19 protein-coding genes are annotated in these 26,309 nt (G+C 45.0%); 12 read left to right on the top strand and 7 right to left on the bottom strand.

The genetic code is table 11. The annotated features are described in order from the left end of the window. Positions 1-7 precede the first annotated feature (7 nt). The 3 genes from AC6H3C_RS01925 to AC6H3C_RS01915 form a co-directional block, all read right to left on the bottom strand. On the bottom strand, positions 8-454 hold the full coding sequence (locus AC6H3C_RS01925) for a nuclear transport factor 2 family protein (RefSeq protein ID WP_497518883.1): 447 nt from the start codon (positions 452-454) through the stop codon (positions 8-10). 65 nt (positions 455-519) lie between these two features. Continuing rightward, positions 520-1,572, bottom strand: coding sequence for an alpha/beta hydrolase (locus tag AC6H3C_RS01920; RefSeq protein WP_497518882.1), 1,053 nt, complete (start codon positions 1,570-1,572; stop codon positions 520-522). Positions 1,573-1,602: 30 nt separating this feature from the next. Further along, on the bottom strand, positions 1,603-2,805 hold the full coding sequence (locus AC6H3C_RS01915; RefSeq protein ID WP_497518881.1) for an alpha/beta hydrolase: 1,203 nt from the start codon (positions 2,803-2,805) through the stop codon (positions 1,603-1,605). A gap of 186 nt (positions 2,806-2,991) precedes the next feature. On the opposite strand from AC6H3C_RS01915, the gene AC6H3C_RS01910 reads away from it, so the two are divergent. After that, entirely contained in the window at positions 2,992-3,903 is a 912-nt protein-coding gene (locus AC6H3C_RS01910; protein WP_497518880.1) for a helix-turn-helix domain-containing protein, read from the top strand. A 41-nt stretch (positions 3,904-3,944) separates the two neighbouring features. Here the strand turns inward: AC6H3C_RS01910 and AC6H3C_RS01905 are convergent, their stop codons facing one another. Beyond that, entirely contained in the window at positions 3,945-5,066 is a 1,122-nt protein-coding gene (locus AC6H3C_RS01905; RefSeq protein WP_497518879.1) for an Sb-PDE family phosphodiesterase, read from the bottom strand. Between the two features lie 150 nt (positions 5,067-5,216). On the opposite strand from AC6H3C_RS01905, the gene AC6H3C_RS01900 reads away from it, so the two are divergent. Together AC6H3C_RS01900 and AC6H3C_RS01895 are read left to right on the top strand one after the other, a co-directional pair. Next, a complete protein-coding gene (locus tag AC6H3C_RS01900) occupies positions 5,217-6,059 on the top strand; it encodes an ROK family protein (protein ID WP_497518878.1) in 843 nt (280 codons plus the stop codon). Between the two features lie 5 nt (positions 6,060-6,064). Then, complete coding sequence (locus AC6H3C_RS01895; protein WP_497518877.1) at positions 6,065-8,350, top strand: family 20 glycosylhydrolase; 2,286 nt, start codon at positions 6,065-6,067, stop codon at positions 8,348-8,350. Between the two features lie 147 nt (positions 8,351-8,497). On the opposite strand, the gene AC6H3C_RS01890 is transcribed toward AC6H3C_RS01895, so the two are convergent. Further along, positions 8,498-9,673, bottom strand: a complete 1,176-nt coding sequence (locus tag AC6H3C_RS01890; RefSeq protein WP_497518876.1) for a carboxypeptidase-like regulatory domain-containing protein — start codon at positions 9,671-9,673, stop codon at positions 8,498-8,500. A 126-nt stretch (positions 9,674-9,799) separates the two neighbouring features. Between AC6H3C_RS01890 and AC6H3C_RS01885 the strand changes: the two genes are divergently transcribed. Next, positions 9,800-10,459 (top strand): hypothetical protein, encoded by a 660-nt coding sequence (locus AC6H3C_RS01885; RefSeq protein ID WP_497518875.1) that lies wholly within the window; start codon positions 9,800-9,802, stop codon positions 10,457-10,459. A gap of 27 nt (positions 10,460-10,486) precedes the next feature. On the opposite strand, the gene AC6H3C_RS01880 is transcribed toward AC6H3C_RS01885, so the two are convergent. Next, positions 10,487-11,878 (bottom strand): deoxyguanosinetriphosphate triphosphohydrolase, encoded by a 1,392-nt coding sequence (locus AC6H3C_RS01880; protein ID WP_497518874.1) that lies wholly within the window; start codon positions 11,876-11,878, stop codon positions 10,487-10,489. Continuing rightward, on the bottom strand, positions 11,862-12,575 hold the full coding sequence (locus tag AC6H3C_RS01875) for a M48 family metallopeptidase (RefSeq protein WP_497518873.1): 714 nt from the start codon (positions 12,573-12,575) through the stop codon (positions 11,862-11,864). The genes AC6H3C_RS01880 and AC6H3C_RS01875 overlap by 17 nt, the downstream gene beginning before the upstream one ends. A gap of 47 nt (positions 12,576-12,622) precedes the next feature. Between AC6H3C_RS01875 and AC6H3C_RS01870 the strand changes: the two genes are divergently transcribed. From AC6H3C_RS01870 to AC6H3C_RS01835, 8 genes are all read left to right on the top strand, one after another. After that, on the top strand, positions 12,623-13,336 hold the full coding sequence (locus AC6H3C_RS01870) for a hypothetical protein (protein ID WP_497518872.1): 714 nt from the start codon (positions 12,623-12,625) through the stop codon (positions 13,334-13,336). A gap of 194 nt (positions 13,337-13,530) precedes the next feature. Continuing rightward, positions 13,531-14,379, top strand: a complete 849-nt coding sequence (locus AC6H3C_RS01865) for an endonuclease/exonuclease/phosphatase family protein (RefSeq protein ID WP_497518871.1) — start codon at positions 13,531-13,533, stop codon at positions 14,377-14,379. An 11-nt stretch (positions 14,380-14,390) separates the two neighbouring features. After that, complete coding sequence (locus tag AC6H3C_RS01860; protein ID WP_497518869.1) at positions 14,391-15,089, top strand: RNA polymerase sigma-70 factor; 699 nt, start codon at positions 14,391-14,393, stop codon at positions 15,087-15,089. 84 nt (positions 15,090-15,173) lie between these two features. Further along, positions 15,174-16,214: a FecR family protein gene (locus AC6H3C_RS01855; RefSeq protein ID WP_497518868.1), complete on the top strand. Its 1,041-nt coding sequence runs from the start codon at positions 15,174-15,176 to the stop codon at positions 16,212-16,214. 188 nt (positions 16,215-16,402) lie between these two features. Then, positions 16,403-19,723: a TonB-dependent receptor gene (locus tag AC6H3C_RS01850; protein WP_497518867.1), complete on the top strand. Its 3,321-nt coding sequence runs from the start codon at positions 16,403-16,405 to the stop codon at positions 19,721-19,723. A 32-nt stretch (positions 19,724-19,755) separates the two neighbouring features. Further along, positions 19,756-21,291, top strand: coding sequence for a RagB/SusD family nutrient uptake outer membrane protein (locus AC6H3C_RS01845; protein ID WP_497518866.1), 1,536 nt, complete (start codon positions 19,756-19,758; stop codon positions 21,289-21,291). Between the two features lie 77 nt (positions 21,292-21,368). Further along, complete coding sequence (locus AC6H3C_RS01840) at positions 21,369-24,512, top strand: glycosyl hydrolase (RefSeq protein WP_497518865.1); 3,144 nt, start codon at positions 21,369-21,371, stop codon at positions 24,510-24,512. 407 nt (positions 24,513-24,919) lie between these two features. Next, positions 24,920-26,266 (top strand): IS5 family transposase, encoded by a 1,347-nt coding sequence (locus AC6H3C_RS01835; protein WP_497517013.1) that lies wholly within the window; start codon positions 24,920-24,922, stop codon positions 26,264-26,266. The last annotated feature ends 43 nt before the right edge of the window (positions 26,267-26,309 follow it).

The raw sequence follows: 26,309 nt of genomic DNA, 5'->3' as shown, positions 1-26,309 counted from the left end.
GAGAAAATTAATGACCACCTGGTGTCATCAACCGGGTAAATGACAGGGAACCTAACTTCCACCGACCATCTTGTTTTATATACACTTCAGTCACCTCGAACGGATTGGTAACCTCGTTTCCACCAACTTCAGCCAACAAATCAATTCGATTCAGAAGAATTGCCGTATTGTCAATCACATTGACCGATACTTCGCGAATATCCGCTTTCTTGTACCAAATTCCGCCACTTTTGATGATAGCAAGTTCCTGTTCGGTTCCCCAATGTCCACCCATGTGAACAAATTCGGCTTTTTCGTGAAAGAGACCGCTCAGAGCGTCGACATTTTTATCTGACATCCACTGCCATTTTTCTTTTGAAAGGTTCATGATCTCCTGCTCAGCGGCTGAATTCTGTGAGAAAGACCACTGTGCACTCAAAAGGATTAGAAATAGTCCGATAAGTATTTTTTTCATATTGATAATTTTAAGTCCCCTTCAAACCTCCCCCGAGAGGGGAGGCTTGAAAAAAGCGTATTTGTTTATAAAAATTTACCAAAGAACTCGTTGAGTTTGTTCATTGCTTGGTCGACATATTCAGGAACATAATAAGTTTGAATATGCGTAGCTCCCGGAATCAGGAATAATTCTTTCTCCCCGACGCCAGTCACAAGCTTAAATGCCCGGTCTGTCATGTAAAAGGTATCGGCTTTACTTCCAGCCATCATCAACAAAGGCTGGTTGATTAAATCCATGTTGGTGGTTGCGTCGAATGCCATCAAATCGATCAAACTGCTCGTGGTGTACCGGAATGTCGAATTAGGATGAGCATGGGTTCGGTTATAGTAGTAATGGCCTTCGCGATACAAATCAAAGGGCATTTTATCGGCCATTTCATCGGTTATTTCCGTATCGGCGGCGTAGCGTACTTTCTCGCCTGCGGCTTCCAAGGCCCGCGCATCCGATGCTTGTTTCAACCGCTCTTGAATTGTCTCTCGCAGAGAGTCTCTAAACCCGTTCCGTCTGACAGCACCCGAATTGAACATGCTCAAGGTGGCCACAGCTTTAAAACGTTTATCGGTTTGTGCCGCCGCTAACGAGTAACCGCCGCCACCGCAAATACCCAGTACGCCGAGTTGTTCAGGATCTACGCCGGCATATTGTGTGATATAATCAGCCATTCCGCGAATGTCCTCGATACGAAATGCGGGTTTATCTACATTCCGCGGTTGTCCTCCGCTGGCTCCCTGATAGGAAGCATCGGCGGCCATGGTGATGTAACCCGATTCGGCCAGGCGCTGTGCGTATAATCCGGCTACCTGCTCCTTCACTCCACCGTTCGGATGAGCCACAACAATCGCTGCGTAGCTTTTCGACTGATCGTAATTTGCTGGTGTGTACACGTTGGCAGCGACTTCAATGCCATTCAGCTGATAGCTCACCGGATGAATATTTACCTTGCCTGGTACATTTTCGGTAATCGCACCGTTATAGACGAGGCCAAACGGATTGCTGATTTGGAGTTGAGCTGATGTAATCAGACTTGTTGTCACAAACATGGCTATCAATAATTGTTTTCTATTTTCAGATTTCATACCTTCCTGTTTTTTTAACTTGTTTTGCTCTTAATTGTCTAATTTTTTACTTGTTAGCCATTCCGACATCAGGTCGGCAATTTCAATATTGTTTAAATCGGAAAAGGGGAAATGGGTATTGCCTTTAATCCCGATTTCAGGCAGATGCACCACCGTCACGTCGCCGCCATGTTTGTTGACGGCATCGCGCCACAATCTTGCCATTTCGAGGCGAGCGCGCCAGCCGTCAGTTCCGGGATTTGGATCGGGTTCAGTTGGGATATTGTCGCCATAGTAAATGATGATCGGGATTTTGGTGAGCTTCATAAATTCTTCCAATGAAACACCTGTACCCGTCAGCGGACCAGCCGAATTTTCTATCGGAGCAGGTACTTCTCTTTCAGGAAAAAGGAAGCCACTCCCGGGTTCATAAGAAACGATCGCTTTTACATTTTGATTTTGGACTGCGGTAAGCCAACCCATTCCACCTGAATGGGAATGAGTGACCAGAATTCCCTCACCGATTTTATCGAAAAGTGCAGAAACAGCATCCACATTTACCTGAATATCGATGGGGCCAATGTTAGGAACCATCTGTCGGAAATACTGATTAAGCGCCTCGGGATCTGTGGAGAATTGTACTCCCTTAAAATAATCCGGCCACAGCCCTACACGGAATGTATTAAACCAAAACTGTTCGTCGGGAATTGGCGAAATTGTGCCCTCTGCCATACTTCGTGCTGCATTTCCGCGTCGTGGCTGATCGATCACATAAACCGGAAAATGCCGGCGCAAAAATATCGTCTGAAAACCTTCTCTTCCGTCGGGTGTAGTTTCCCAGGTTTTCGAAAATTGTCCGATTCCGTGCCACATCACCAAAGGATATCGACGGGAATCAGCCGGAATCTGATAAAAAACGTAGGCATGGTCGCCATGAAAGGTCTGTCCCTCAGGAGTGCGACTGATGGCATCAAATGTTCCGGGATTGTTAATGACTGTTCCGCCAACGGCAAAACTGCCCTGTTCGGTAAGTATGATCACATCGCTGTTTAAATCCGGTTTTCTTCCACTGCACGAGGCCAGCAGCAACAAGCCGGCACACACAAGCAGTACGCCCAGTTCGTGCGCTTTCCGGATCAATTTAATAGCCTTTTTTTTGTCTGTTATCGTTCCATATCCGGAATTCAGGCCGATACAGCCTAAACCCCAATCCGACACTTCCAATCCCTGACTTCCTAAGTTTCGTGGTTTCATATTCCATTTTTTTGTGGCCTTTGTTCCTACCGGACGCAAACCAATTCAGAATACAAATATCTGGAAATCAATTCATACGAAGAGGATATAAATTACTGTTTGTCCTACCACTTTTACTGATTTGAAATTCCATGCAGTGACTACCCGAAAGGAATGATTAATTTTGGTTCAGATAATTTAGCTGGTATGGAACAAAGATTCAAATTTGATACGGTGAGCGACTACAATGCCCTGAACAATCATGAAACACTTCACCCATTAGTGAGCGTCATCGACTTTTCAAAAGCCAACCCGCGGTCGTGGGAGGGGCAAAAGAATGTAAGGATACATTATGGCTTATATTGTATTTTTTTGAAGGATGTGAAAGGGTGCGATTTAAAATATGGTCGCGATTATTACGACTATCAGGAAGGAACGCTGGTTTTTGTTGCGCCGGGGCAAATGGTTGTTGTTGAAACCGACGGCCAGGCGTATCAGCCCAAAGGGCATGCGCTTGTGTTTCATCCCGATTTGATACGCGGAACATCGCTTGCCCGAAGTATCGATGATTACAATTTCTTTAGTTACAATACCAATGAAGCCTTACATCTTTCTGAACGTGAAAGGCAACTTGTTTTGGACTGTTTTTCGAAAATTAAATTTGAGATACAGCAAAACGTCGACAAGCACAGTAAAAAACTGATTACTTCGAATATCGAATTATTCCTAAATTATTGTAACCGATTTTATGATCGCCAATTTATAACAAGAGAGAATGTTAACAAGGGAATACTGGAGAAGTTTGAAGCGCTGCTGAACGGTTATTTTTCAACTGACAACCCCCAACGGCTTGGTTTGCCTTCGGTGGCTTATTTTGCTGATGAACTTCGTTTGTCAGCCAATTATTTTGGAGATTTGATAAAAAGGGAAACAGGAAGATCGGCAAAAGAGTATGTTCAGGACAAAATTATAGATTTAGCCAAAAACAAGATATTTGATGCTGATAAAACTGTGAGCGAGATTGCCTACGAATTGGGCTTCAAATATCCGCAGCATTTTACCCGGATGTTCAAAAAGAACACCGGACTATCGCCCAACGAATTTAGGTTATTGAATTAAGTACAAACAATTTGTGCCTCTCAGGTTTTGCAGGTTATACTCTATCTGTTTGGAACGTCAATATTTACGGGCAGGGCTTCTCCTTTTTTGGTGATCAGGTTGGTCACTTCGTAAAACATTTTCAAGGTACTCATTTGGGCAACTTCGTCCGAGGTGCCGGTCAGTTCGATGGAAATGGTACGCCGGGGCTCCAGCACAATTTCCGGCGGGCATGAAAATCCGACAGAAGGCTGACGTTGTTTCAGCCGGAAGGGGATATCGCTGTTGTTGTATATTTGCAGGCGGCTCACTTCCTGGTTTTTTAGTCCTATTTTTTTGTTTTTTATTTTGATCGAGTTGATAAAAATAGGTGTCAGAAAGCGCCTTTCGCCCATGATGGTGTCTTTAAAATAAACGGCGGTACGTTGATCGGTAAGAGCCGATTTTACAGCCTCCTCTGTTTTATCCACTGCGAAAACCAGGGTGAGCGGCCGGGGATTCTTGTCAGCATTATAAACCATTCCCGCCGGGGCATGGATGTCTGAATTGGCCAGGATTGTCAGGTTCTTTTCGTCGGCCCACCTGAGCGCTTCCGGGTAGTATTCGCGGTCGTTAAAAACTTCGATTCCTTTTAAAATACCGGCATTCAGTAACCGGGTATGTTCTTTCCACCAAAGGGTTTCCTGGGGTTGCTGGGCTTTCCATCCGGGATGGTTCCAAAAAATAAAAGCGCCTTGTTCCTTGGCTTCCACGCAGGCTTCCCACCAGTCTTCGCGTTCGATCAGGTTGGCGTTTTTAATAAAAATAGCATTCAGGTGTCCCGGGGGCATGCTTCGGGTAATTTCGGTTCCGCGAATAAGTAAAATACCCATCTGGTCGGCCAGGGGTTTGGCCACTTCGTACGAACGGTTATGATCGGCATCCATATCCTGCGAATGAGGAAGATACTCGATGTGGTCGGTGATGGAGATAACGTCCAGTCCGTCCATCCATGCTTCTTCTACCCGGACGGTTGGCCAGACATCACCATCGGAAAATACCGTGTGCATATGAAAGTCGCATTTCAGCGTTTGGTAGCCTAAAATATCGGGAATGGAAATTTCCCTGCGACTTTGTGCAGAACTGTTTTGTGAAGTGATGAGAAAAGCGATAAAAAGAATAAAGATTGGTTTTAGCAAATTCATGATCCGCAATTTTTTACGCAAAAGTATATAAATCCTTTGGGTTGATAACATTAAGTCTGTTAAAGAATTGTATTTTATAAGCTTAAATTCATTCATGAAAAGTTAATTTTACATGAACCCAAAAAAAGTTCCGAACCAAAACGAAATAGTATGAAGATTATTGGAGTTGATATTGGCGGCACAAAAATCGAAGCCGCTTTGATTGATGGAAACCGGATCATCCGGATGGATACGTCTCCCACTCCGGCCGACCAACCGAAGGAGTTTGTAGCAAAGGCTGTTGGCGATGTGATTGAACGATTGCTTTTGCCTGAGGTTGAAGGTATTGGCATTGGCGTGCCCGGTCTGGTTGATCTGGACACCAACGAGGTCATCGACGTGATTAATATTCCGTCGTGGAACCGTGTGCCGTTGAAACAAATACTGGAAAACCGTTTCGGAAAACCGGTATTTGTGAATAATGATGCGAATTGCTTTGCTGTTGGCGAAAAATATTTCGGCAAAGGGGCAGCCTACCGGAACTTTGTGGGCATTGCGCTGGGTACCGGACTTGGCGCCGGCATCATCATCAACGACCACCTGTATTCGGGCCGTTTTTGCGGGGCAGGCGAGTTTGGAAGCGCGTACTACCTCGATAAAACCACAGAAGCCTATGCCAGCGGACAGTTTTTCAAAGACCAGCACCTGAACGGCTCCGAGATGGCTGAAAAGGCAGCGGCCGGAGATCCGGAAGCCCAAAAGCTTTTTCATGAATTCGGCAAGCACGTTGGACATGCCATTGCCAATATCCTGTTTGCTCTGGCTCCCGAAGCCATTGTGCTGGGGGGCTCGGCCAGCCGCTCTTTTCCTTTGTTTGAACAGGGAATGCGCTCAGTGCTCGAAAATGAATTCCCTTATCAGCGGCTTTACAGGGCGTTAGCAATTGAAATCTCAGATTTGAAAAACAGCGCTGTTTTAGGGGCCTCCTCTCTGGTGCTTGATGCCTTAAATTAAACGTTATGAATAAACCCGGCACGTTCCTGTCATTTCTGTTTATCCTGAATGTCTTCGGATTTTCGGGACAAGCTGCAACATTTTCTGACGAAATCAGCCTGATTCCCAAACCACAACAACTGACCGTTTATGAGGGACATTTCCTGTTAAACCAGTTGGTGAACATTCGGGCAGACGCCGGGCTCGAACAGGAAGCCGAGTACCTGCAGGCCGCGCTTTTTGATGTTGCATCCGTAAAACTGCAGCTTTTTCAAGCTCCGGCAGAAGGAAGAAGTATCTTGTTGAAACTTAATCCGGCGATTCAGGGAGCCGAAGCTTACCGGATCAGTTCAAACGGGAATCGTTATGAAATTACAGGGAAAACGGGAGCAGGCGTTTTTTATGGAATCCGGACTTTTTTGCAGCTGATCCCCGTCAATGCAACAGCCGAAATCAACCTTCCGCTGGTTTCGGTTGCCGATGAACCCCGCTTCGGGTGGCGCGGCATGCACCTCGATGTTTGCCGTCATTTCTATTCTGTTGAGGTGGTCAAGAAACTGCTGGATGAGATGGCCAAACTGAAACTGAATACCTTTCACTGGCACTTAACCGATGATCAGGGCTGGCGCATCGAAATAAAGAAATACCCGAAACTGGCCGGAACCGGCGCCTGGCGGAAAGAAACCAAAATCGGGCATATGGCCGATTATCCGCACCGGTTTGACGGACAAAAACACGGGGGCTTTTATACGCAGGAACAAATCAGGGAAGTGGTGGCTCATGCGCAGCAACGGCACATCACTATTGTTCCCGAAATTGAAATGCCCGGGCATGCGCAGGCGGCCATCGCCGCTTATCCCGGTTTGGGTTGTTTCAACGATACCCTGGAGGTTTGGACGCTTTGGGGTGTTTCGGAACAAGTATTTTGTGCCGGGAAAGAAAGTACGTTTCAGTTTCTGGAAGATGTGCTGAGCGAAGTGGTTGATCTGTTTCCGGGAACCTTTGTCCATGTTGGCGGGGATGAATGTCCGAAAACGCATTGGAAGAAGTGCCCAGCATGCCGGCAACGTATTGAGGAAGAAGGCCTGAAAGATGAACACGAACTGCAAAGTTACGTCATCCGGCGTATGGAACGGTTTCTGAGTTCGAAAGGAAAGAAGTTGATTGGCTGGGACGAAATACTCGAAGGTGGTCTGGCCCCGGGAGCGGCGGTGATGTCGTGGCGGGGTGAGAAAGGCGGCGCCGACGCGGCCAAGACGGGGCACCAGGTGGTGATGACCCCGGGAGAATGGTGTTATTTCGATTATTTCCAGTCGGCCAATCCCAACGAGCCGATTGCAATTGGCGGCCTCACCGACCTGGCTAAAGTGTACGGCTACGAACCGGTACCCGCTCAGTTGGATGCGGAAAAACAGAAGCTTATTTTGGGGACACAGGCCAACGTATGGACCGAATACATTTCTACAGCCGAACAGCTTGAATATATGATTTTCCCGCGTCTGTGCGCTTTGGCCGAAGTGATGTGGACCGAACCCGGCACCAAAGATTTTGCCGGCTTTGAACAACGCATGGACCAACAGTACCTGCGGATGACGAGAGATGGCGTCCGGTTTCGTGTTCCGCCTCCCGGGGGACTCGATCCCATCCATACGTATGCCGCAAAAGAAGCAATCATCGCGTTGAGCTGCCCGGTTCCTTCGGCCAAAATCCGTTATACGCTTGATGGATCGGAGCCAACCGAAAGTTCGGCAGCATATGTAAAGCCACTCCGGATAAAGTTTGATGAGGACAAAACGCTAAGGGCAGTTACCATTCTGGCCGACGGAACCAAAAGTTACCCGGTAAGTTCGTTGTTGAAAAACCGGAGTATGGAACCGGTGAAAGTCAGAAATTTGCAAAAAGGATTGAATTACCGGTTTTTTGACGGGCCGTTCCGTTCGTATAATGAGGTTGAGGGTGAGCCTGAATTGTCGGGAACGGTTGATTGGCTGGTGATCCCTGTTCAAACCATGAGTAACCTGAAAGGCTGGATCTTTGATGGCTACATGTCTATTTATAAAGATGGCTTTTACCGCTTCCAACTGAGCAGCGCCTGTGGTTCCGGCTTATACCTCAACAACGAATTGGTGATAGATAATGACGGCTTTAACTACGACAATGTGAGCTCGGGACTGGTTGAACTGAAAGCCGGGTTTTACCCGGTAAGGGTGAAGTATTTCAGTACAATCGCCGGGCAGCGTATCCGCCTGTATTACCAGCCGTCGTGGAAAGATAAATTTGAGGTATTCCCGGGCGAGAAATATTACAGGTAGTGTCAGTTCAGGTTTAAACTGATGGCTGAACCAGAACAAGAGATTCACCCGGTCGTGAAAATTAAACTTCTGCCTGTTTACGGTTGACTTAACAGTCGTTTGCGGTTAATCAATCAGAAAATTTGATTCTTCAGAAATACGTAACAGTCAGAGTTCTTTTTCCTGTAACGCATGAAATCCTTTCCAGAACTTTTCAACAAATGCTGTGTTTTCAAAATAGTTACGTCCGGCCACCTTGGTCATTTTTGCCGATTTATTTAGTTCCAGAACAGCAGCTTTACGCGAGTTGGAAACCTCTTCGCCCTTTTCGCTGATGTATGTTTTATCGCAGTCCAGGTAACTGATCACGTACAGCCCGTCGTGCTGTTTGTAGGCACAGGTGAAATGATAGCGAACTTCCTGCTGTCCACGGTCTTTTACGTATAACGAGCGGTTATGGCTGTTGTTTTGGCTGGCTTCAATCACACATTCGTTGCGGATGAGGGCGTAGTCTTTTTTCAGAACGTACATTTTGCCCTCCATTTTTGTCGCGTAGTAATCGCCGGTATGGGGCAGATCAGGCTCGTTGGCTTTGTAGGAAATGATCCATACCGAATCGCCTTCGTAGGCGCTAACGTCTTCGAGGTACAGATCATAATCACTCAGCAGTTCTTCATCAAACAAGGTGTTCGACAGCCGGGCCAGGTCCATTTCGAGCAGCTCGTCAAATCCGCTTTCTCCGCCTTGAAACGAGTAAGGGGCAAAGTTTTTATTCACCTGGATAAACTTGTAGTGGCGCTTTTTAAAGGCGTCGGCAATCGAGGGTTCCATGTAGCCGTTTTCATCATACATTTCCACAACAGCTTCCCGGTCAAGCGATTCCTTGTCGCCGTATTTTGTTCGTTCAAGGTAGTGGAACTTCAAACTAAGCGGCCCGTAATGATAATTTTGAGAAACCCGCTCTGCTGCTGTTCTTACAATCCGGAAAAGCACGCGCGATTCGGCAGCCACATTCACCCCTTCAATACTGTAAGTTTGTTCTTCCAGTGGAATCCGCGTAAACTCCTGATCAATCAGTTTGCTGATGGCGTAAGTGACATTCCCGTAACCTACGGCCGAAATGTATAAGGTTTCATTTAGAAATTCTTTCGGGACCTTCAGCTCAAAAAATCCTTCGGCATTACTGGCGGTGCCGTAAAAAGTTCCTTCAATGCCGATATTGGTGTAAGCCAGGCCCTGCTGGGTTTTTGAGTCAACAATACGGCCCTTTATCATTTTAGGTTGTGCGAACGTTTGGAGGGCCATCAGCAGAAATAAAAATAATGTAACCGGTTTCATGATCATTTTTACGTATTTTAGTTAACTCTTAATGATAACGCCCGGGATGGTTAAAAATTACTAAGCGGATAACATATTTATCATACCGGCGTTATAGAACAGAGTACAGGACTTCACAAAAATCGTTAAAAGATGAAAACAAACAAACTGTTTCTATTGATAACTATATTGGCAATCAGCCTGGCATCCTGCGTTTCTAAAAAAAAGTATCTTGACATGGAATCATCGAAATTACGCGCAGAACAACGCGTGCGTGAACTGACCGACGAAAATGAAGCCAAAGCCGGTCGCATTGAGCAGATGATTGCCGATTTTGAGCAGATGAAACTGGATTTGATGGAAAACAACGCCCAAAAAGATCAGCTGATTGCAAACCTCACCGGGCAAATCAATACCTTAAATTCGAATGTGAAAGAAAAAGATGCAGGCCTGGCTGAAAAACTGTATTCCTTTGAATTCGAAAAACGCCGGTTGGAAGAAGAACTGAAAAACGCCAAAAACCTGCAAACCCGGTTGAGGGAACAGAACGAAAACCTATCGGAAGAGTTGGGCAGTACAAAAAATAAACTGGCCGACCTTCAGTTTGATTATACCCGTCAAAAAGGGGATGTCGACCGGATAAATGCTCAGGTTGCCTCGGCCGATAAAAAGTTTGAAGAGCAAGCTGCGCAGGTTGCAGCGCTGAAAGCTGATATCCAGAAACTGAAACTGGAAGGCCAGGAAAAAGACGAAACGATTGAACGTTTAAAAAACAATGTTACCCTGTTAAAGAACGAGTTGGGGAAAAAGTGACAGCGTCGGGACGAAGCTTCCGGCCTTTCACCCAATCACCGGCAGATTAATTCCCTTGATTTTCCGGTATAAATCCAAGGCATACAGGTCGGTCATTCCCGAAACAAAGTCGATGACCGAGAGAATTTTTTCGTAGTTGCTTTGATGTTCCCCCCTGAATTGCTGGGGAATCAGCGACAGCAAGCGGCGCGAGAGTCCTGTTTCGGGACGAAGCACTGCCTGGATGAACTCATCGAGCAAGGTGCCGAGAATTTGATATCCGGCCATTTCAATTTCAACCACCGAACGGTCGCGATAAATTTTTTCCACGGAAATCGGACCGATTTCGGCCATCGCTGCTTTTGAGGTAGCTCCAACCCCTTTAATCAATGGAGTCTGAAAACTTCCGTCGAGAATAGCTGCCTGGTTTTCATCGAAAACACGGATACATTCATTCACCAGTTTATTGATCACTCCGGCGCGCAGGTACGCAATCTGTTCATTCTGATCGGTCACCGCCCGAAAGGTTTTTTCTATTTGATCCCGGACTCCTTTTTCATCCTGCCTGTCGTAGAAGTTCAGGAACAGCTTCTTCGTTGTTTCAAAGTCGAGAATTTTCAGTTTGTGCGCATCTTCCAGGTCCATAATCTGGTAGCAAATATCGTCGGCTGCCTCAACCAGGAAAACCAGCGGGTGGCGGACAAAAGCCATTGGCTGATCGTTGAGCCGGATCAGTCCAAGCTCCTGCGCAATATCGCTGTAAAGTTGTTTTTCGGACTGGAAGAAACCAAATTTTGATTTGCTGACGCCGACCGACTCGTACGGGTACTTGACAATGGATGCCAGCATGGTATAGGTGAGAGCGAAACCTCCTCGCCGGCGTCCCTGAAACTGGTGTGTAAGCAAACGCAGGGCATTCGCGTTCCCGTCAAAATAAACAAAATCGCTCCATTCTTCCAGCCTGACCAGTTCTTTCAGTCCTTTTCCGTTCCCTTCGGTAAAATAGTTCGAGATGGCTTCTTCGCCGGCATGGCCAAATGGCGGGTTGCCCATGTCGTGAGCCAGGCAAGCTGCCGAGACTACGGCGCCCAACTCGTAAACCAATGGATTTTTTTCACCGGACTGAATCAGCTTTTCCGACAGCATGCTTCCCAGCGAACGGCCCACACTGGCAACTTCGAGCGAGTGTGTCAGGCGGTTGTGCACAAAAATGCTTCCCGGCAGCGGAAAAACCTGCGTTTTGTTTTGCATCCGGCGGAAAGGCGACGAGAAAATGATCCGGTCGTAATCCCGCTGAAACTGGGTACGTTTGTACAGATCGGCTTCACCTGTTTCCGGGCCTTTTCCCAGGCGCCGGGTCGATATCAGTTGGTTCCAATTCATCATCATCGTGTAAAAATAATGCTTTTCGGTCAGGGCACAGCTAAAAAATATCGACATGATATTTCCGAAGCTCCCGGTCAAGTGTTTTTGATCCGGGGCAGATTCGTTCGAGCAATTGCCAAAAACCGATTCCGTGGTTCTTTTCCAGCGTGTGGGCCAGTTCGTGCAGCAGCACGTAATCAATCAAGCGGTCGGGCAGCCGCATCAGGTGAAGGTTCAGGTTGATGTTGTTTGCCGAAGAGCAACTTCCCCAGCGGCTTTTTACATGTTTTACATACACATTTTCGAATTTCAACCCATGTTTTTTAGCCAGTTCGGCCAAACGTCCCGGCAAATAAATTTTCGCTTCCTGGCGCATAACCTGCACGATCACCCGGCGTATAAACTGCTGGATCCCGGCTTGTTGATGGTCGTATTTACTTGGAATATTTATTTGAATGATGCCGTTGCCAACCATGCCGCTGACCTTGGAATGATCGACTTTTACGATTTTCAAAGCATGAAACTTTGTTTTAAAACAGTTTTCTGAACTAAAGATTGTTAAACCAGCTTTGATATCTTGTTGTTGTTTTAGTATCCATTCCAGTTTTGAGTTGACAAAGTCGATTGCTTTTTGCTCGGAAACCATGACTGGCATGGATACCTGAACCTGGCCGTCGGGCTTTACCCGGAGGCGTATTCGGCGGGAACGATTGCTTTTTGTGATACAGACCGCACCGATGGGTTCAATCTGATAGATTTTATCAACAGTCATTGTGCAGAAATGATGGCGAAGATAGTGAATCTCACAAATATTAATATATGGAATCAAAAAATGCAATGGAGGTATTCGGAACAATCACCAAGCAGGAAACAGTTCTGACTATTGATGATAAAGTTCTGGGAGGAACCCTGGTGTTTGAAGCGTTGGCACCTTTCCCGGGCTATTATCACGAAGCGCATCTGTCAACCGTTCCCCGGTACATGTATCTGGCTTTAAGTGAACAATATCCACTCGTTGACGTCATCCGGGCGACTGAAAAGGTGGAGAAGGTTTTCGACGAAACATTTGACGCGGGAAAGGGATTCCTGCGGTTTTACGACGAGCGGTACAATGTATTGCGTGTCCGTCATTTACAGCGGTATGATATGATCGGGAAATTGCAACAGGCATACCAGGATAACGGCATCTTCTTTTTGCATAAAATGAAGAAGGGGCTTGAAGAACCCGCTCAGATCAAAATCGTTAAGTTTTTTCATCTCAACCAAATTGACGAAGGCATTTATCTGGATCAAAAAGAAGAGTTTCATGCCTACCTGGAGATTCCGAAAGAATACTGCTGGGAAGAATTTAACGACCTGACCAACCGGGTAAAATACAACTGGGAAGAAAGTAAGTTTGACGCAGCCATCGGAGCTTTTTACTACCAGGGGCAATTGCACGAGTTTGTCCGTATTTATTCCAATAAGCTCAATTTGGCTTACCTCCGCGAACTGCGAAAGCTCTACATCGAAAAAACGCAAGTAAGTTTATAGCACATAGTAAATTCAAATAAAATGTCATTTCCTTCGGGAGATGGCATTTTTTGTTTCAAACGGGAAGGATAAACGTTATTTATATCAAATCCCGGTAACTGTAAATGTGGTCATTTCCTTTTGGTCAGAACCGGAATGAGTTTAACTTTGCAGACAAACTTCCTTCACAAAAGGTGCTAAAACGTAAAACAAATATGAAAAAAATAACCTTACTACTGGCAATTTTGCTGGTAACCTTTGAATTTACCTCTGCACAAAAGGATAAAACACTGAATGTTGCCACCTATAACCTTCGTCTGAATACGCCAAACGACGGGATCAACGCCTGGCCCAACCGGAAAGAGGAGGTAAAAAGCCTGATCCGTTACCACGAGTTTGATTTGTTTGGAACCCAGGAAGGGTTTATTGGCCAGTTAAACGATTTGCTGGAGATGGAAGAATTTGCCTATACCGGGCATGGCCGTGAAGACGGGAAAGAAGCCGGCGAACATTCGGCTATTTTTTACCGGAAAGACCGGTTTAAACTGCTCAATTCGGGTGATTTTTGGTTAAACGAGACCCCTGATGTGCCGGGGCTTGGCTGGGATGCCACCTGCTGTAACCGGATTTGCTCCTGGGCCAAGTTCCGCGATCTGACCAGCTCCGCCGAATTTTTCTTTTTCTCGGTTCATTTCGACCACGAAGGCGTTGAGGCCAGAAAAGAATCCGGGAAGCTGATGGTGAAAAAGATCAAAGAGATAGCGGGCGGTTCCCCCGTGTTTTGCGTGGGCGATTTAAACTCGACACCCGACACAGAGCAGGTAAAAACCATGAAAACGTTACTGAACGATTCCCGCGAGGTATCGGCTATGGCTGCATACGGACCCGAAGGTACCTTCAGCGGCTTTAAGTTTGATGCCGCCCTGGACAAACGGATTGATTACATTTTTGTAAGCAAACAGATCGAGGTTCTGAAATACGGAGTTTTAACCGACAGTAAAAATCAGCGATACCCCTCCGACCATCAGCCGGTGGTAGTTAAGGCAAGAATCAAAAAGAAATAACCTGTTCTCAAATGTCTTCGATTTATTTTTTCCTTTCCGCCGAACATGTATTTTTGGATTCGGAAAATAAATCGCAGATGCAAAGCCCGGTATTAAATAGTTCCAGTTCCGACCATTTGTTGCTTCGTGAGCTCAATCAGGGAAATACCCGGGCATTCGATCTTATTTTCGGCAAATATTACGACAACCTTTGCCGCTTTGCTTTTTCGTTTATTCACGACACCGACATGTCGCAAAGCTTGGTGCAAAATGTTTTTGTGAAATTATGGGAACGGCGCATTGTGCTTGCGAAAATTGAAAACCTGGGAGGCTACCTCACCACGATGGTGCGCAACCAGGTTTCAGATTACCTGACCGAGCTGAAAAAAATGAACCTGAAATACGAACACCGGGGAAGCATCGTCGATAATTCGACCGAAAATGAAATATTAGGCCGCGATTTTGAAGAACGGCTGGTCGTTGTTCTGGGCCAGCTTCCTCCCCGGTGCCGGCAGGCTTTTGAGCTAAGCCGTTTCGAAAATCTGACCAATAAAGAAATTGCGGCAGAGATGAATATTTCGGTGAAAGGGGTGGAAGCGCTGATCGCCCGCTCGTTGAAAACCCTGCGGGACGAGTTGCGCGAGTTTTTACCTTCGTTTAAACAGAAAATCAATCCGGTCCTGTTTTTTATGTGGATGACCAAACGGGTGTTCCGGCCCGGGGTAACTTGAGATTCAAAAAAAAAATCAACATTTTTTCATGTTCGATGTAGGGTTGTGGCCGGCTTTTCGGGTCATCGGGTTAAAAGCAGAAAAATGTTACCCGATTCCGATACCATTTATATCCTGATCTCCAAAAAACTGACCGGCGACATCAGCCCTGGCGAAACCGCCATTTTGGACCAATGGTTGAGCGACAGCCCGGAAAACCAGGCCGAATTCAACGACCTGGCTACCCTCTGGAAAAAATCGCAACAACTTCGTTTTCCCGGAAAAATCGACCGTTTGGCAGCGCTCGGAAAAGTTCGCCAGCAGGCCGGAATCCGTAAAGTCAACACATTCCGTCTGAGTCTGGTCTATCAGGTGGCAGCGGTGCTGTTGTTATCTGTTCTCTTTTCGGGTTTGTACAACTATTTCATTTCTCAAAGTCGGCCTTCGGACGAATATTTCGAAGAAGTGCTGGCCGCTTACGGCACACGTTCGCAGGTCGAGTTGCCCGATGGTTCAACCGTCTATTTGAATTCGGGGAGTTCGCTGAAATTTTCCAGCCGGTTTGCCGCTCAAAAACAACGCCTGATTAGCCTAAAAGGAGAAGCTTACTTTGATGTGGCCAAAGATCCGCAACGCCCTTTTGTTGTAAAGGCAGGGACCATTGAGGTGGAAGCGTTGGGAACCAAATTTAATGTGGATGCCTACGAGCCGGATGAAACGATTGATGTGGTACTGGTGGAAGGGAGAGTGGCCATCAACGCCGTCAGCTCCGGAGCAGGTGAAAACCTGATGGTACTGGAGCCGAATGAACTGGCCCGTTTCGATGTAAAAGAAAACAAACTGATCAGGGAAAATACCCGGGAGCTGGAGAAACACACGGGCTGGATCGACGGGAAAATGGTTTTTCTGGACGACCCGATCCGCGAAGTCATCCGCGAACTGGAGCACTGGTACCATGTTCAAATCGAACTGACCGACCAGCGCCTGGCCAATTACCGGTTTACAGGGACCTTCATCGACGAACCGGTAGAAGAGATCCTCAACGTATTCAGCATGACCTCGCCGTTAAGCTACGAAATAATACCGGCCGAAAAAGACGGGCAGAACAGGTATTCAAAACGAATCATCAAACTTAAAATGGAATAAATGAAACATTAACCCAAACACCAAAGAACTGTAAAAAAAACAGGAAGGTGTACCACCACCCTCCTGTTGTAAATGTCTGCTACGAACAGACATCAATAGAGTTTAAAAAAATTAAACAATTCGAATTTATGAAAAAAACTAACAAGAATGGAATACTTCACCGTATTCTAAGGACTAAAGTTCTGTTTATGATGAAACTGACTACTTTTTTCTTTTTTCTGTCAACCTTTACGTTGATTGCTTCGGGAAGCTATTCCCAGAATAAAACATTTACCATTGCCAAGGAAAATGTGCTGATTAAAGATGTTCTCAGGGAAATTGAAGACCAAAGCGGTTATTTTTTCATCTACAACAACGAGTTTGTAGATGTTTACCAGCGGATTAATCTTCATGTAAAAGATCAAACCATCAATAAACTGCTGGACCAAATATTTAAAGGGCAGAGTGTAAAATACGCCATTGATGAACGTAAGATTATTCTGTCGTCGTCGTCTCCCTCGGTGTTGTCCTCACAGCAAAATCGTCCGGTTACAGGGAAGGTTTCTGATGCTTCAGGAATACCCTTACCCGGTGTAACCGTGGTGGTTAAAGGAACAACTCAGGGAACGATTACCGATGGTGATGGTCGGTACTCTATTTCGGGTGTTTCTACTAATGCAACACTCATATTTTCGTTTGTAGGGATGAAACCACTTGAAATTTTCACAGCGGGTCAAGGAACAATCAATGTTACTATGACTGAAGAAACCATTGGAATAGACGAAGTTATTGCCATTGCCTATGGAACCCAGAAGAAAAGTGAAGTGACTGGATCTATCAGTTCAATAAATACAGAACAGCTCAAAGATATGCCAACAAATAACATTGGACAAAAGCTTCAGGGAAAATTTGCGGGTGTTCAAATTTACCAGACTTCGGGCGAGCCCGGAGGAAACGGCTTGTCATTCAGGATTAGAGGACAGGCTTCTGTGAATGGAGGTAACAGTCCGTTGATTGTTATTGATGGATTCCCTTCAAGAACTGGAATTGATGCCTTAAGTCCGACTGAAATTGAGTCAGTTACAGTATTGAAAGATGCTTCTGCAACTTCTCTTTACGGATCCAGGGCAGCCAATGGGGTAATACTGATTACGACCAAACAGGCGAAGAGTGGTGAAACCAACATCGAGTTCAGCGCATATGCCGGCGTTGACATTGTTCCTGACCGTGGTAGGCCGGATGTGATGAATGCCCGGGAGTTTGCTCAGTTTAAAAAAGAATATTATGAAGATAAAGCCCGGTATGAAGGTTTCACGGGCGGAGTGCCGGAACAATATCAGCATCCTGAACAAATTCACGATGGGACTGACTGGTTCGACATTCTTCTTCAGGATGCGTTAACCCAAAATTATAACCTTTCCATGTCATCGGGCATGACTAATCTCAAATCATCTGTTAACCTAAATTACAGCAAACAGGAAGGTGTAATTCTGAATACTTACTCAGAAAAGTTTAATGCCAGGGCGAACAATATATATACTGCATCTGATCGGATTACATTTGGACTGAACCTCGGAGTTACTTATCGGAAAAGTCAAATCACTCCTGGCTTGGGGAATGGACGCAACATTATTGGTTCAGCGTTCTTAATGGATCCCAGCCTGAAGTACAAGAATGACGACGGGACTTATCCTGTTTCATTCAGTGCTCCAGGTATGTTTGCCAATGCTAATTATTATTTGGTACTCAAGCAAAGGGTGAACCCAACTAAACAGATGAACTTACTGGCCAATGCATTTGCAGAATTAAAGATTATCGATGGTTTGAAATATAAGATTAGTGCAAATGCTGACCTTGGAAATACAGTTAATCGAATGTTTCAGCCGTCAACTTCCCGGGGAGGTATGTTTTCGGCACCTCCTCTACCTCCGGTAGGAAGTTACGGAACCAACAACCATTTATCCTGGCTTTTAGAGAATACGCTTAACTATGATGTCACAATCGCAAAAAAACACAACATCAGTGCATTCCTTGGGTATTCTGCACAAAAAACATCATATGAATCCAGCATCATTAATGCCTCCCAGTATCCTGACGATGAAATTGAATGGATCAATGTCGCCAGTACAAGGGTTGGAGATGCATCTAATACAGAATGGTCAATGCTTTCATATATTGGCAGACTAAATTACAATTATCAAAGTAAATATCTGCTGTCTCTTGCATATAGACGGGATGGCTGTTCCCGGTTTGGGGCAAACGCCAAATGGGCCAACTTCCCTTCTGTTTCAGTTGGTTGGGTGGTTTCAGATGAAACATTTATGAAGAATATTGCTGAGTTGTCATGGATGAAACTTCGTGCCAGCTACGGTGAAGTTGGGAATAATAATATTGGTGATTACAGGTACCTGGCAACTGTATCGACATCAAATTATGTTTTTAATAATACGATTATTCCGGGAAGAACAATCTCCAAGCTTGGGAATGATAATCTGACCTGGGAAACCACCAAACAATTTGATATTGGTTTTGATTTAGGGCTATATAACGACCGTATCTTCTTCGTTTATGATTATTACCGGAAATCCACAGAAGGATTGCTGTATTCTACCAATATTCCGTTTCAGTCAGGTTTTGGAAGCATTGATTCGAATATTGGTGAATTTAAGTTCTGGGGACATGAATTTGGACTGGAAACCCGCAATATGGTTGGCAAATTTCAGTGGGACACAAGCCTGAATATTTCGTTCAACCGGAACGAAGCTGTTAAACTTGGAACAAACGATACGCCTATTGGCGGATATGCCAATCAGGGGGACGAGAACAGGACAGAGGTTGGACAACCACTGGGTCAGTTCTGGGGATATGTTTTTGACGGAGTTTACATGACTCAGCAGGAACTTGAATCACAACCCAAACATGCATCTTCCATGGTCGGAACGGCAAGAATGAAAGATGTTGGTGGTCCTAACGGTGTTCCTGATGGGATTATCAATATGGATGATATGACCTTTATTGGCGATCCGAATCCGAATTTTATTTACGGAATCACCAACAGCTTTAGCTGGAAGAATTTTGATGCTTCTCTAGTACTGGCAGGATCAGTTGGCGGCGATATTATGAACCGGGTTCTGGAATGGACGGAGAATATTGATGGAGTGTTTAACGTCACGAAGGAGGTAGCCGAACGCTGGAGATCGGAAGAAAATCCCGGTAAAGGCAATATTCCGCGAACACGGGCTGGTACAACCGAATTGTTTCGTTACAATAACACCCGTTGGGTTTCCGATGGTTCTTACCTGATGGCTAAGAATATTACAATAGGGTACACTTTACCTATGAAGTTTTCATCTTTGATCAAAAATGCACGTGTTTACCTGAGTGTTCAAAATGCCTTTGTGATCACGGGGTATGATGGAATGAATCCTGAGGTTAGCCGTGACGGACTGAACGGATTACATTTTGGCGTCGATGAAACTTTCTATCCGGTTCCCAGAACATATACCTTGGGGTTGAGCATGAATTTCTAACATGTAGATTTTAATTTTTAATACAACAGAATATGAAGAAGAAATATATCCTATATATGATCACCGGCTTGCTCTCTCTTTTCTCCTGCAGCGAAGATTTCCTGAATTTGAGCCCGGAGACTTCTCTAAGTTCCGCTACTTTCTACAGAACGGAAGCTCATTTTGAACAAGCACTTGCGGCCGCCTATGAACGCTTGCGTCCGATTGCCTATCATGGTATCTTTATGGATGAAATGCGTTCTGATAATACGTTTTACACTTATTATGCAGGAGACCGCGGTCCGTATTTATCTACTGAAGTTTTTGCTCTTTTTCTGGACGATGAGACCAATACTGCTCACACAGCTGCCAGGTATAATGAGGATTTTAATGGCGTTTCAAGAGTTAATACCATATTATCGCGAATTGACGGGGTCGAATTCTCCGAAGATATGAAAACTCGAATTAAGGGAGAGGCTCTTTTCCTTAGAGCTTTCTATTATTATGACCTGGTCCAGCATTATGGGGGGGTTCCCTTGCAATTACAGGAAATTACTTCAGAAGAAGGAGCATTTCTTCCCAGATCATCTGAAGCTGAAGTGTATGCTCAGATCATTACGGATTTGACTGCTGCTATTCCAGCTTTACCTGTTGCAACTACATTTCCCCAGTCTGGTCGTGCAACTAGAGGAGCAGCAAAAATGCTTCTGGCATACGTATATATGTCAAAACCGACAAAAGAATATGGAAAAGCAGAAACCGAATTGCTGGATATTACCAAAATGAACTACGACTTGTTGGATAATTACCTTGATGTGTTCAATCCGGATAATAAGAATAATAAAGAGTCAATCTTTGAAATTCAATATATGGAAGGGGACGCTGGTCAGCAAAGTGATTTTATATGGCGATTGATCCCTAAAATGGATAATACCGACGATCTGTTGGGCATAAAAGCCAACAATTATGCCTATACAAGTGGTGGATGGAATGTGCCGACTCAGGAAATGGTTGATTCATATGAAACAGGAGATAAAAGGTTAGATGCCTCAATTGCTGTTGCCGAAGGTATTCAGACTGGGGATAACTTCTTTTTTGAATCAATGAAGAATGTTGTAGGCTATACGCCAACTTTGGGTAAGACCTATTATTATTTTGTAAGAAAGTATTTATGGCCACCTTATGCCAAGGAATTCAACACCGACTCAAACTGGCCTGTTTTCCGCTATGCAGATGCCTTGCTTCTGCTGGCAGAGTGTTTGGTAGAACAAAACAAGGCTGATGAAGCCTTGCCATACTTGAATGCGGTGAGGGAAAGAGCTGGATTGGGCAATTTAAATGTAGCAACGAAGATGAATATTGCAGAAGAACGTCGCCATGAATTGGCCTTGGAGAACCATCGCTGGACTGATTTAATCAGGACCGGGCAGGCCATTGAAAAGATGACAGCTTTTGGGTTAACGATGAAGAGTCTTTATGGCTGGATATTACCATCTGCTTTTGACATTACTGAAAGTCGATTCATTTACCCCATTCCATACCGTGAAATGCAAATTAATACTAATATAGATCAGAATCCGGGATACTGATCATGTAAAGGGCAGGAGTACTTCTCCTGCCTTTTTTTAGGTGCCGGAATTTTTATTAATTGATAGAAAGTTTAATCATGATGAACAAAGTTAAAAGCACCTTCATTATTGGAGCCTTGCTGTTGAATATGTCTTGTTCAGAAGAAGTTATGGATTTTCCTACTGATCGGATTACAGATTTTGAAATTCTTCAGAAGGTATTCAGACAACCGACAAAAGAATACGGAACAATTCCTTTTTTTGTATGGAATGATAAGATGACCAAAGAAGAAATTGCCCAAAGTATGCAGGATTTTAAAGATGCTGCCTGTGGAGGTGTGATTGTACATCCTCGGCCCGGATTGATCACCGAATACCTTTCGGACGACTGGTTCGACCTTTTCAGCTACACGGTGGAAAAGGGAAAAGAACTGGGGCTGTTAGTCTGGATCTATGACGAAAATTCTTACCCAAGCGGATTTGCCGGAGGACATGTGCCTGCTGAAATGCCAGAATCATATAACCAGGGGCAAGGATTAAAACCACTCGAAACAGATGTTATTTCTCCCGACTACAAGAAATATTTTCTTATTCTGAAGCAGGAAAAGGAAAACTTTCAGGATATTACATCAGCGGCCGACGACGAGATGGGGAAGCAAGGATCTTATTTCCTTTTTGAAAAAACATTTTACCCCAAATCGGGCTGGTTCGGTGGGTATTCTTATGTGGACCTGCTTTATCCCGGGGTAACTGAAAAGTTTCTCCAGGTAACGATGAGCAAATATGAACAGATTTCAGGTGATGATTTCGGAAAGACAATTCCCGGAGTTTTTACCGATGAACCCGAAATCAATTCTCCGGGAGGAATAAGATGGACCCCTGACTTATTCGATGTTTTCAGGGAACAGTGGGGATATGATCTAAAAGAGAATTTGCCATCTTTATTCAGGCAGGTCGGCGACTGGAAAAAAATCAGGCATAATTATGCCAAAACGATGCTGTGGTTGTTCACTGAAAGATGGTCGAAGCCTGCCAGTACGTACTATGCACAGTATGGATTGAAATTTACCGGCCATTACTGGGAACATGGGTGGCCATCCATGCAGCTCGGCCCGGACAATATGGCCATGTATGCATGGCATTCTGTGCCTGGCATCGATATGCTCTTCAATCAGTTTGACGAAAAATCGCCCAATGCCCAGTTTGGGAATATCCGGTCGGTCAAAGAAGTGGCGAGCGTTGCCAATCAATACGGAAGGCCCCGGGTATTGTCTGAAACTTACGGGGGAGCTGGATGGGAGGTGACCTTTAAGGATTTAAAACGGTTGGGCGACTGGGAGTACGTCTTGGGCGTTAATCTGATGAACCAACACCTATCGTTCAGTACGATTGCCGGCGCCAGGAAATATGACTATCCGCCTTCTTTTTCTTATCACAATCCCTGGTGGAAGAGCTATCGTACGCTGAATTCCTACTACGCGAGGCTTTCACTGGCCTTATCGTCCGGGGTTCAGCGAAATGCCGTGCTGGTTTTGGAACCGACCACAACGGCCTGGCTCTACGATTCTTATCTGACGGAAGGACGATACGACAGCCTGATGCAGGTTGGGAACCAGTTTCAGCAGTTTGTGACCATGCTCGAAAAAAAACAGCTGGAATACGATCTTGGTTCCGAGTATATTATTGAAAGCCAAGGAGGCACGGAAGGAAAAGACTTCCGGGTCGGGTTTTGCCGTTATCAAACTGTCGTTATCCCTCCGCTAACCGAAAACCTCAACCGCAGGACCTTCGATCTTCTAAAGGAATTTACAGAGAACGGGGGAAAGCTGATCACCTTTTCCAAACCACGCCTGATTGACGGGCATTCTTCTCCTGAAATTAAGCAGTTCTTTGAGAACCAATCTGGGAACATGGTTAAAATGAATGAACCTAACGAGGAAGCCATTCGACTTTTGTTAGCCAATCAGGATTTGAGCTTTTCAGCACAAAACGGTGGAGATTTGTACCATCACCGGAGAGTCTTCAAAGACGGTCAGCTTATATTCCTGGCCAATGCCGATCTGGAACAAACAACAAAGGGAACATTGACAGCTAACGGTACTGATGTTGTAATAATGGATGCCTTTACCGGTGATATTTTCCATTATCCTTCCAAAGTTGCAAATTCCGGTGATTCAAAGAAGAAACTTGAGGTTGAGTTCTCTCTTCAGCCGGCAGAGAGCCTGTTGTTGTTCGTTTCCGAAAAGAAAATAAAAGGCTTCCCGGAATACGTTAAAAAGAAAAATCTGAAGGAAATACAGTCAGATGGTGAAGTTACAGTTGAAAAGGAACGGGAGAATGCACTTCCGGTCGATTTTGTTGATATGGAACTTGGGGAAAAAACGTTCCGAAACATTCACGTGGGTGAGGCTGCCCAGTTGGTTTACAAACAATATGGTTTTGCCGACGGAAATCCGTGGAATCATTCGGTCCAATATAAAACGGCAATTCTCGACCGGGACAGTTTCCCACCAAACAGCGGATTCGAGGTAAGTTATACTTTTTACATCGATCAGAAGTTCGACTGGTCAGGGGTAAAACTTGTTGCGGAACGACCGGAGCTATGGACCGTGCAGATTAATGGATTAAAAGTAAACCCACTACCGGGACAATGGTGGCTCGACCATTCGTTTGGAGTTTTTCAGATCGACAGACAGCTTAAAACGGGCAAAAATATCGTCAGTCTAAGTTGCCGTCCGATGAAAATACATGCAGAAACAGAGCCGGTTTACATTCTGGGAGAATTTTCAGTTGTCCCGACCGAAAAGGGTTGGAGCATTCGGCCTCCGCTTGCATCGGTTAAAAAAGGAAGCTGGAAGACGCAGGGGCTTCCGTTCTATTCCTGGGATATGATCTACAGGAAAAATTTTAACATCCGGTCCATGTCAACTTACTATGAAGTTGGATTGGATGACTGGCAGGGAACAGTGGCCGAAGTCTATGCCAACGGGAAACATGCAGGGACCATTATTCTTCCAACCGATCGTATTCCTGTTACAGATTTGATCAGGGAAGGAGACAATCAGATTGAAGTTCGGATAACAGGAAGCCTGAAGAGTTTGCTTGGGCCACACCACAAAAATCCTCAACTGGGTCTCGTTAGTCCATGGCATTGGAGGAATATCAGGGAATATTCCTCGGGAGAACATTATCAATTACCGGATTATGGACTAACAGGAGACATCCGTCTTTTTTCGGAGTAATATTTTTCCTTATATAAAATAGAGTTTTCAAATAACTCAAAAATATTTTTTGCATCAGAGTATAAAAGGCTGTCTTAAAAAGTTTTATTTTTTGAGACAGCCTTTGCATCTTTAGCAAATAAAATTTCATTCAAAAGGAAAGGAGTAAATATAAACTCAAAATCAGTTACATGATAAAAATCGAGAAATACAAAACCGGGGTAACGGCCTTGGCGATGGCAGCCATACACTTCCGGTAATGGCGGGGCAACCTGTGGCGAAAGAGAAACCGGTAAATAGTCAAACGTGAAAAATCAAAATAATGCTTCCACATTGTTGATAATCAATACAATATTGTTGATTAAATTTGATTTTGGGGGAGTAAAATCTACCGGATTTTTGCCAAATTTGAGAAAAAGCTGGTAGAAATGATAGGTCAAAAAGAAAAAAATCCGCAATTAAGTATGTTCCGGGTCCCGTTGAAACAATTTATTGATGAAAGCCATGAACTGGTTCAACTTTCCGGGAAAATAGACTGGAAAAGTCTGGAGGATGGTTTGAGTGTTTATTATTGTGCCGACAACGGGCGTCCATCTGTCCCGATCCGGTTGATCGTTGGGATTGTCATGTTGCGCAGGATGTATAACCAGAGCGATGAAAGCGTGCTTGACCGTTGGGTTGAAAACCCGTACTGGCAATATTTCTGTGGCGAAGTGTATTTCCGCCACGATTTTCCCTTCGACCGGACCGAGTTGATCAAGTTTCGCAGGCGTATCGGGGAAAATGGAGCCGAACAGATTTTGAAGGCAACAGTGGATTTGTTTGGGAGCAAAGAAATCCGGGAAAAAGAAGTTTTAATCGATACCACGGTACAGGAGAAAAACATCACCTTCCCCACCGATGTAAAACTTCAGAAGAAAATCATCGAAAAGTGCCGGAAAATCTCAAAGAAAGAAGGCATCCGGCTCAGACAGACCTACCAACGCGAATTAAAGCAACTGCTGATCGACCAGCGCTTCCATGACCATCCCCGGAGAAAGAAGAAGGCGTTGGCCGCCAGGCGAAGGATAAAAGTGATTGCGGGAAAGATTTTTCGTGACCTGGAACGCAAGATGGGAGAAGCCCAAAAAATGAAATACCAAAACCAGTTCTGTATTTTTAAACGGGTACTGACCCAAACCCGGGGTTCGAAGAACAAGGTTTACAGCATTCATCAACCACAGGTCAGTTGCATTGCCAAAGGCAAAGAACACAAGAAATACGAATTTGGGAACAAAGTATCAATCGTAAAGACCCGTCAATCGGGAATCATTATCGGGATCATAAGCTTTTGCGGAAACCCCTTCGATGGAGATACCCTCTCTCCCCAACTGACGCAAGTGGAAAGGATCACCGGCCACAAGCCCGAAACAGGAATTGTTGACAGGGGATACCGGGGCCGCAAACAAGTAAATGGCACACAAATTATTTGCCCGGGGAAACCACTTGAAAGCCACAACAAATACCAACGACAAAAAACAAGGCAACGCTTCAGGGCCAGGGCCGGGATAGAACCCGTCATTGGCCACGTGAAACACGACCACCGGATGCTTCGGAATTACCTGCTCGACCAGATTGGGGACAATATGAACTCAATCCTGGCGGCAGTGGGTTTCAACCTGAGAAAAATGCTCCGGAGGTTAAAATCCGAAGCAAAAAATATTTTTGAGCTATTTGAAAACTTAGTTTTTCTCTTCAACAGAAACCTGATTTTTACGCTTTTTGAAAAAAAATGAGGGTTTTTCACGTTTGACTACTTAGTGTCTTTAAGAAAACTAC

It is taken from the genome of Gaoshiqia sp. US2 (assembly GCF_059705485.1).
Note: the sequence above shows the minus strand (reverse complement) of the source record. Positions and strands in the feature narration are given on the sequence as shown.

What these genes read in the sequence shown, in the direction of transcription:
- AC6H3C_RS01915 (WP_497518881.1), bottom strand. Translation starts at nt 2,805, where the DNA reads ATGAAACCACGAAACTTAGGAAGTCAGGGATTGGAAGTGTCGGATTGG.
- AC6H3C_RS01890 (WP_497518876.1), bottom strand. Translation starts at nt 9,673, where the DNA reads ATGATCATGAAACCGGTTACATTATTTTTATTTCTGCTGATGGCCCTC.
- AC6H3C_RS01920 (WP_497518882.1), bottom strand. Translation starts at nt 1,572, where the DNA reads ATGAAATCTGAAAATAGAAAACAATTATTGATAGCCATGTTTGTGACA.
- AC6H3C_RS01855 (WP_497518868.1), top strand. Translation starts at nt 15,174, where the DNA reads ATGTTACCCGATTCCGATACCATTTATATCCTGATCTCCAAAAAACTG.
- AC6H3C_RS01925 (WP_497518883.1), bottom strand. Translation starts at nt 454, where the DNA reads ATGAAAAAAATACTTATCGGACTATTTCTAATCCTTTTGAGTGCACAG.
- AC6H3C_RS01870 (WP_497518872.1), top strand. Translation starts at nt 12,623, where the DNA reads ATGGAATCAAAAAATGCAATGGAGGTATTCGGAACAATCACCAAGCAG.
- AC6H3C_RS01860 (WP_497518869.1), top strand. Translation starts at nt 14,391, where the DNA reads ATGTCTTCGATTTATTTTTTCCTTTCCGCCGAACATGTATTTTTGGAT.
- AC6H3C_RS01840 (WP_497518865.1), top strand. Translation starts at nt 21,369, where the DNA reads ATGATGAACAAAGTTAAAAGCACCTTCATTATTGGAGCCTTGCTGTTG.
- AC6H3C_RS01905 (WP_497518879.1), bottom strand. Translation starts at nt 5,066, where the DNA reads ATGAATTTGCTAAAACCAATCTTTATTCTTTTTATCGCTTTTCTCATC.
- AC6H3C_RS01835 (WP_497517013.1), top strand. Translation starts at nt 24,920, where the DNA reads ATGATAGGTCAAAAAGAAAAAAATCCGCAATTAAGTATGTTCCGGGTC.
- AC6H3C_RS01900 (WP_497518878.1), top strand. Translation starts at nt 5,217, where the DNA reads ATGAAGATTATTGGAGTTGATATTGGCGGCACAAAAATCGAAGCCGCT.
- AC6H3C_RS01850 (WP_497518867.1), top strand. Translation starts at nt 16,403, where the DNA reads ATGATGAAACTGACTACTTTTTTCTTTTTTCTGTCAACCTTTACGTTG.
- AC6H3C_RS01895 (WP_497518877.1), top strand. Translation starts at nt 6,065, where the DNA reads ATGAATAAACCCGGCACGTTCCTGTCATTTCTGTTTATCCTGAATGTC.
- AC6H3C_RS01885 (WP_497518875.1), top strand. Translation starts at nt 9,800, where the DNA reads ATGAAAACAAACAAACTGTTTCTATTGATAACTATATTGGCAATCAGC.
- AC6H3C_RS01880 (WP_497518874.1), bottom strand. Translation starts at nt 11,878, where the DNA reads ATGTCGATATTTTTTAGCTGTGCCCTGACCGAAAAGCATTATTTTTAC.
- AC6H3C_RS01875 (WP_497518873.1), bottom strand. Translation starts at nt 12,575, where the DNA reads ATGACTGTTGATAAAATCTATCAGATTGAACCCATCGGTGCGGTCTGT.
- AC6H3C_RS01845 (WP_497518866.1), top strand. Translation starts at nt 19,756, where the DNA reads ATGAAGAAGAAATATATCCTATATATGATCACCGGCTTGCTCTCTCTT.
- AC6H3C_RS01865 (WP_497518871.1), top strand. Translation starts at nt 13,531, where the DNA reads ATGAAAAAAATAACCTTACTACTGGCAATTTTGCTGGTAACCTTTGAA.
- AC6H3C_RS01910 (WP_497518880.1), top strand. Translation starts at nt 2,992, where the DNA reads ATGGAACAAAGATTCAAATTTGATACGGTGAGCGACTACAATGCCCTG.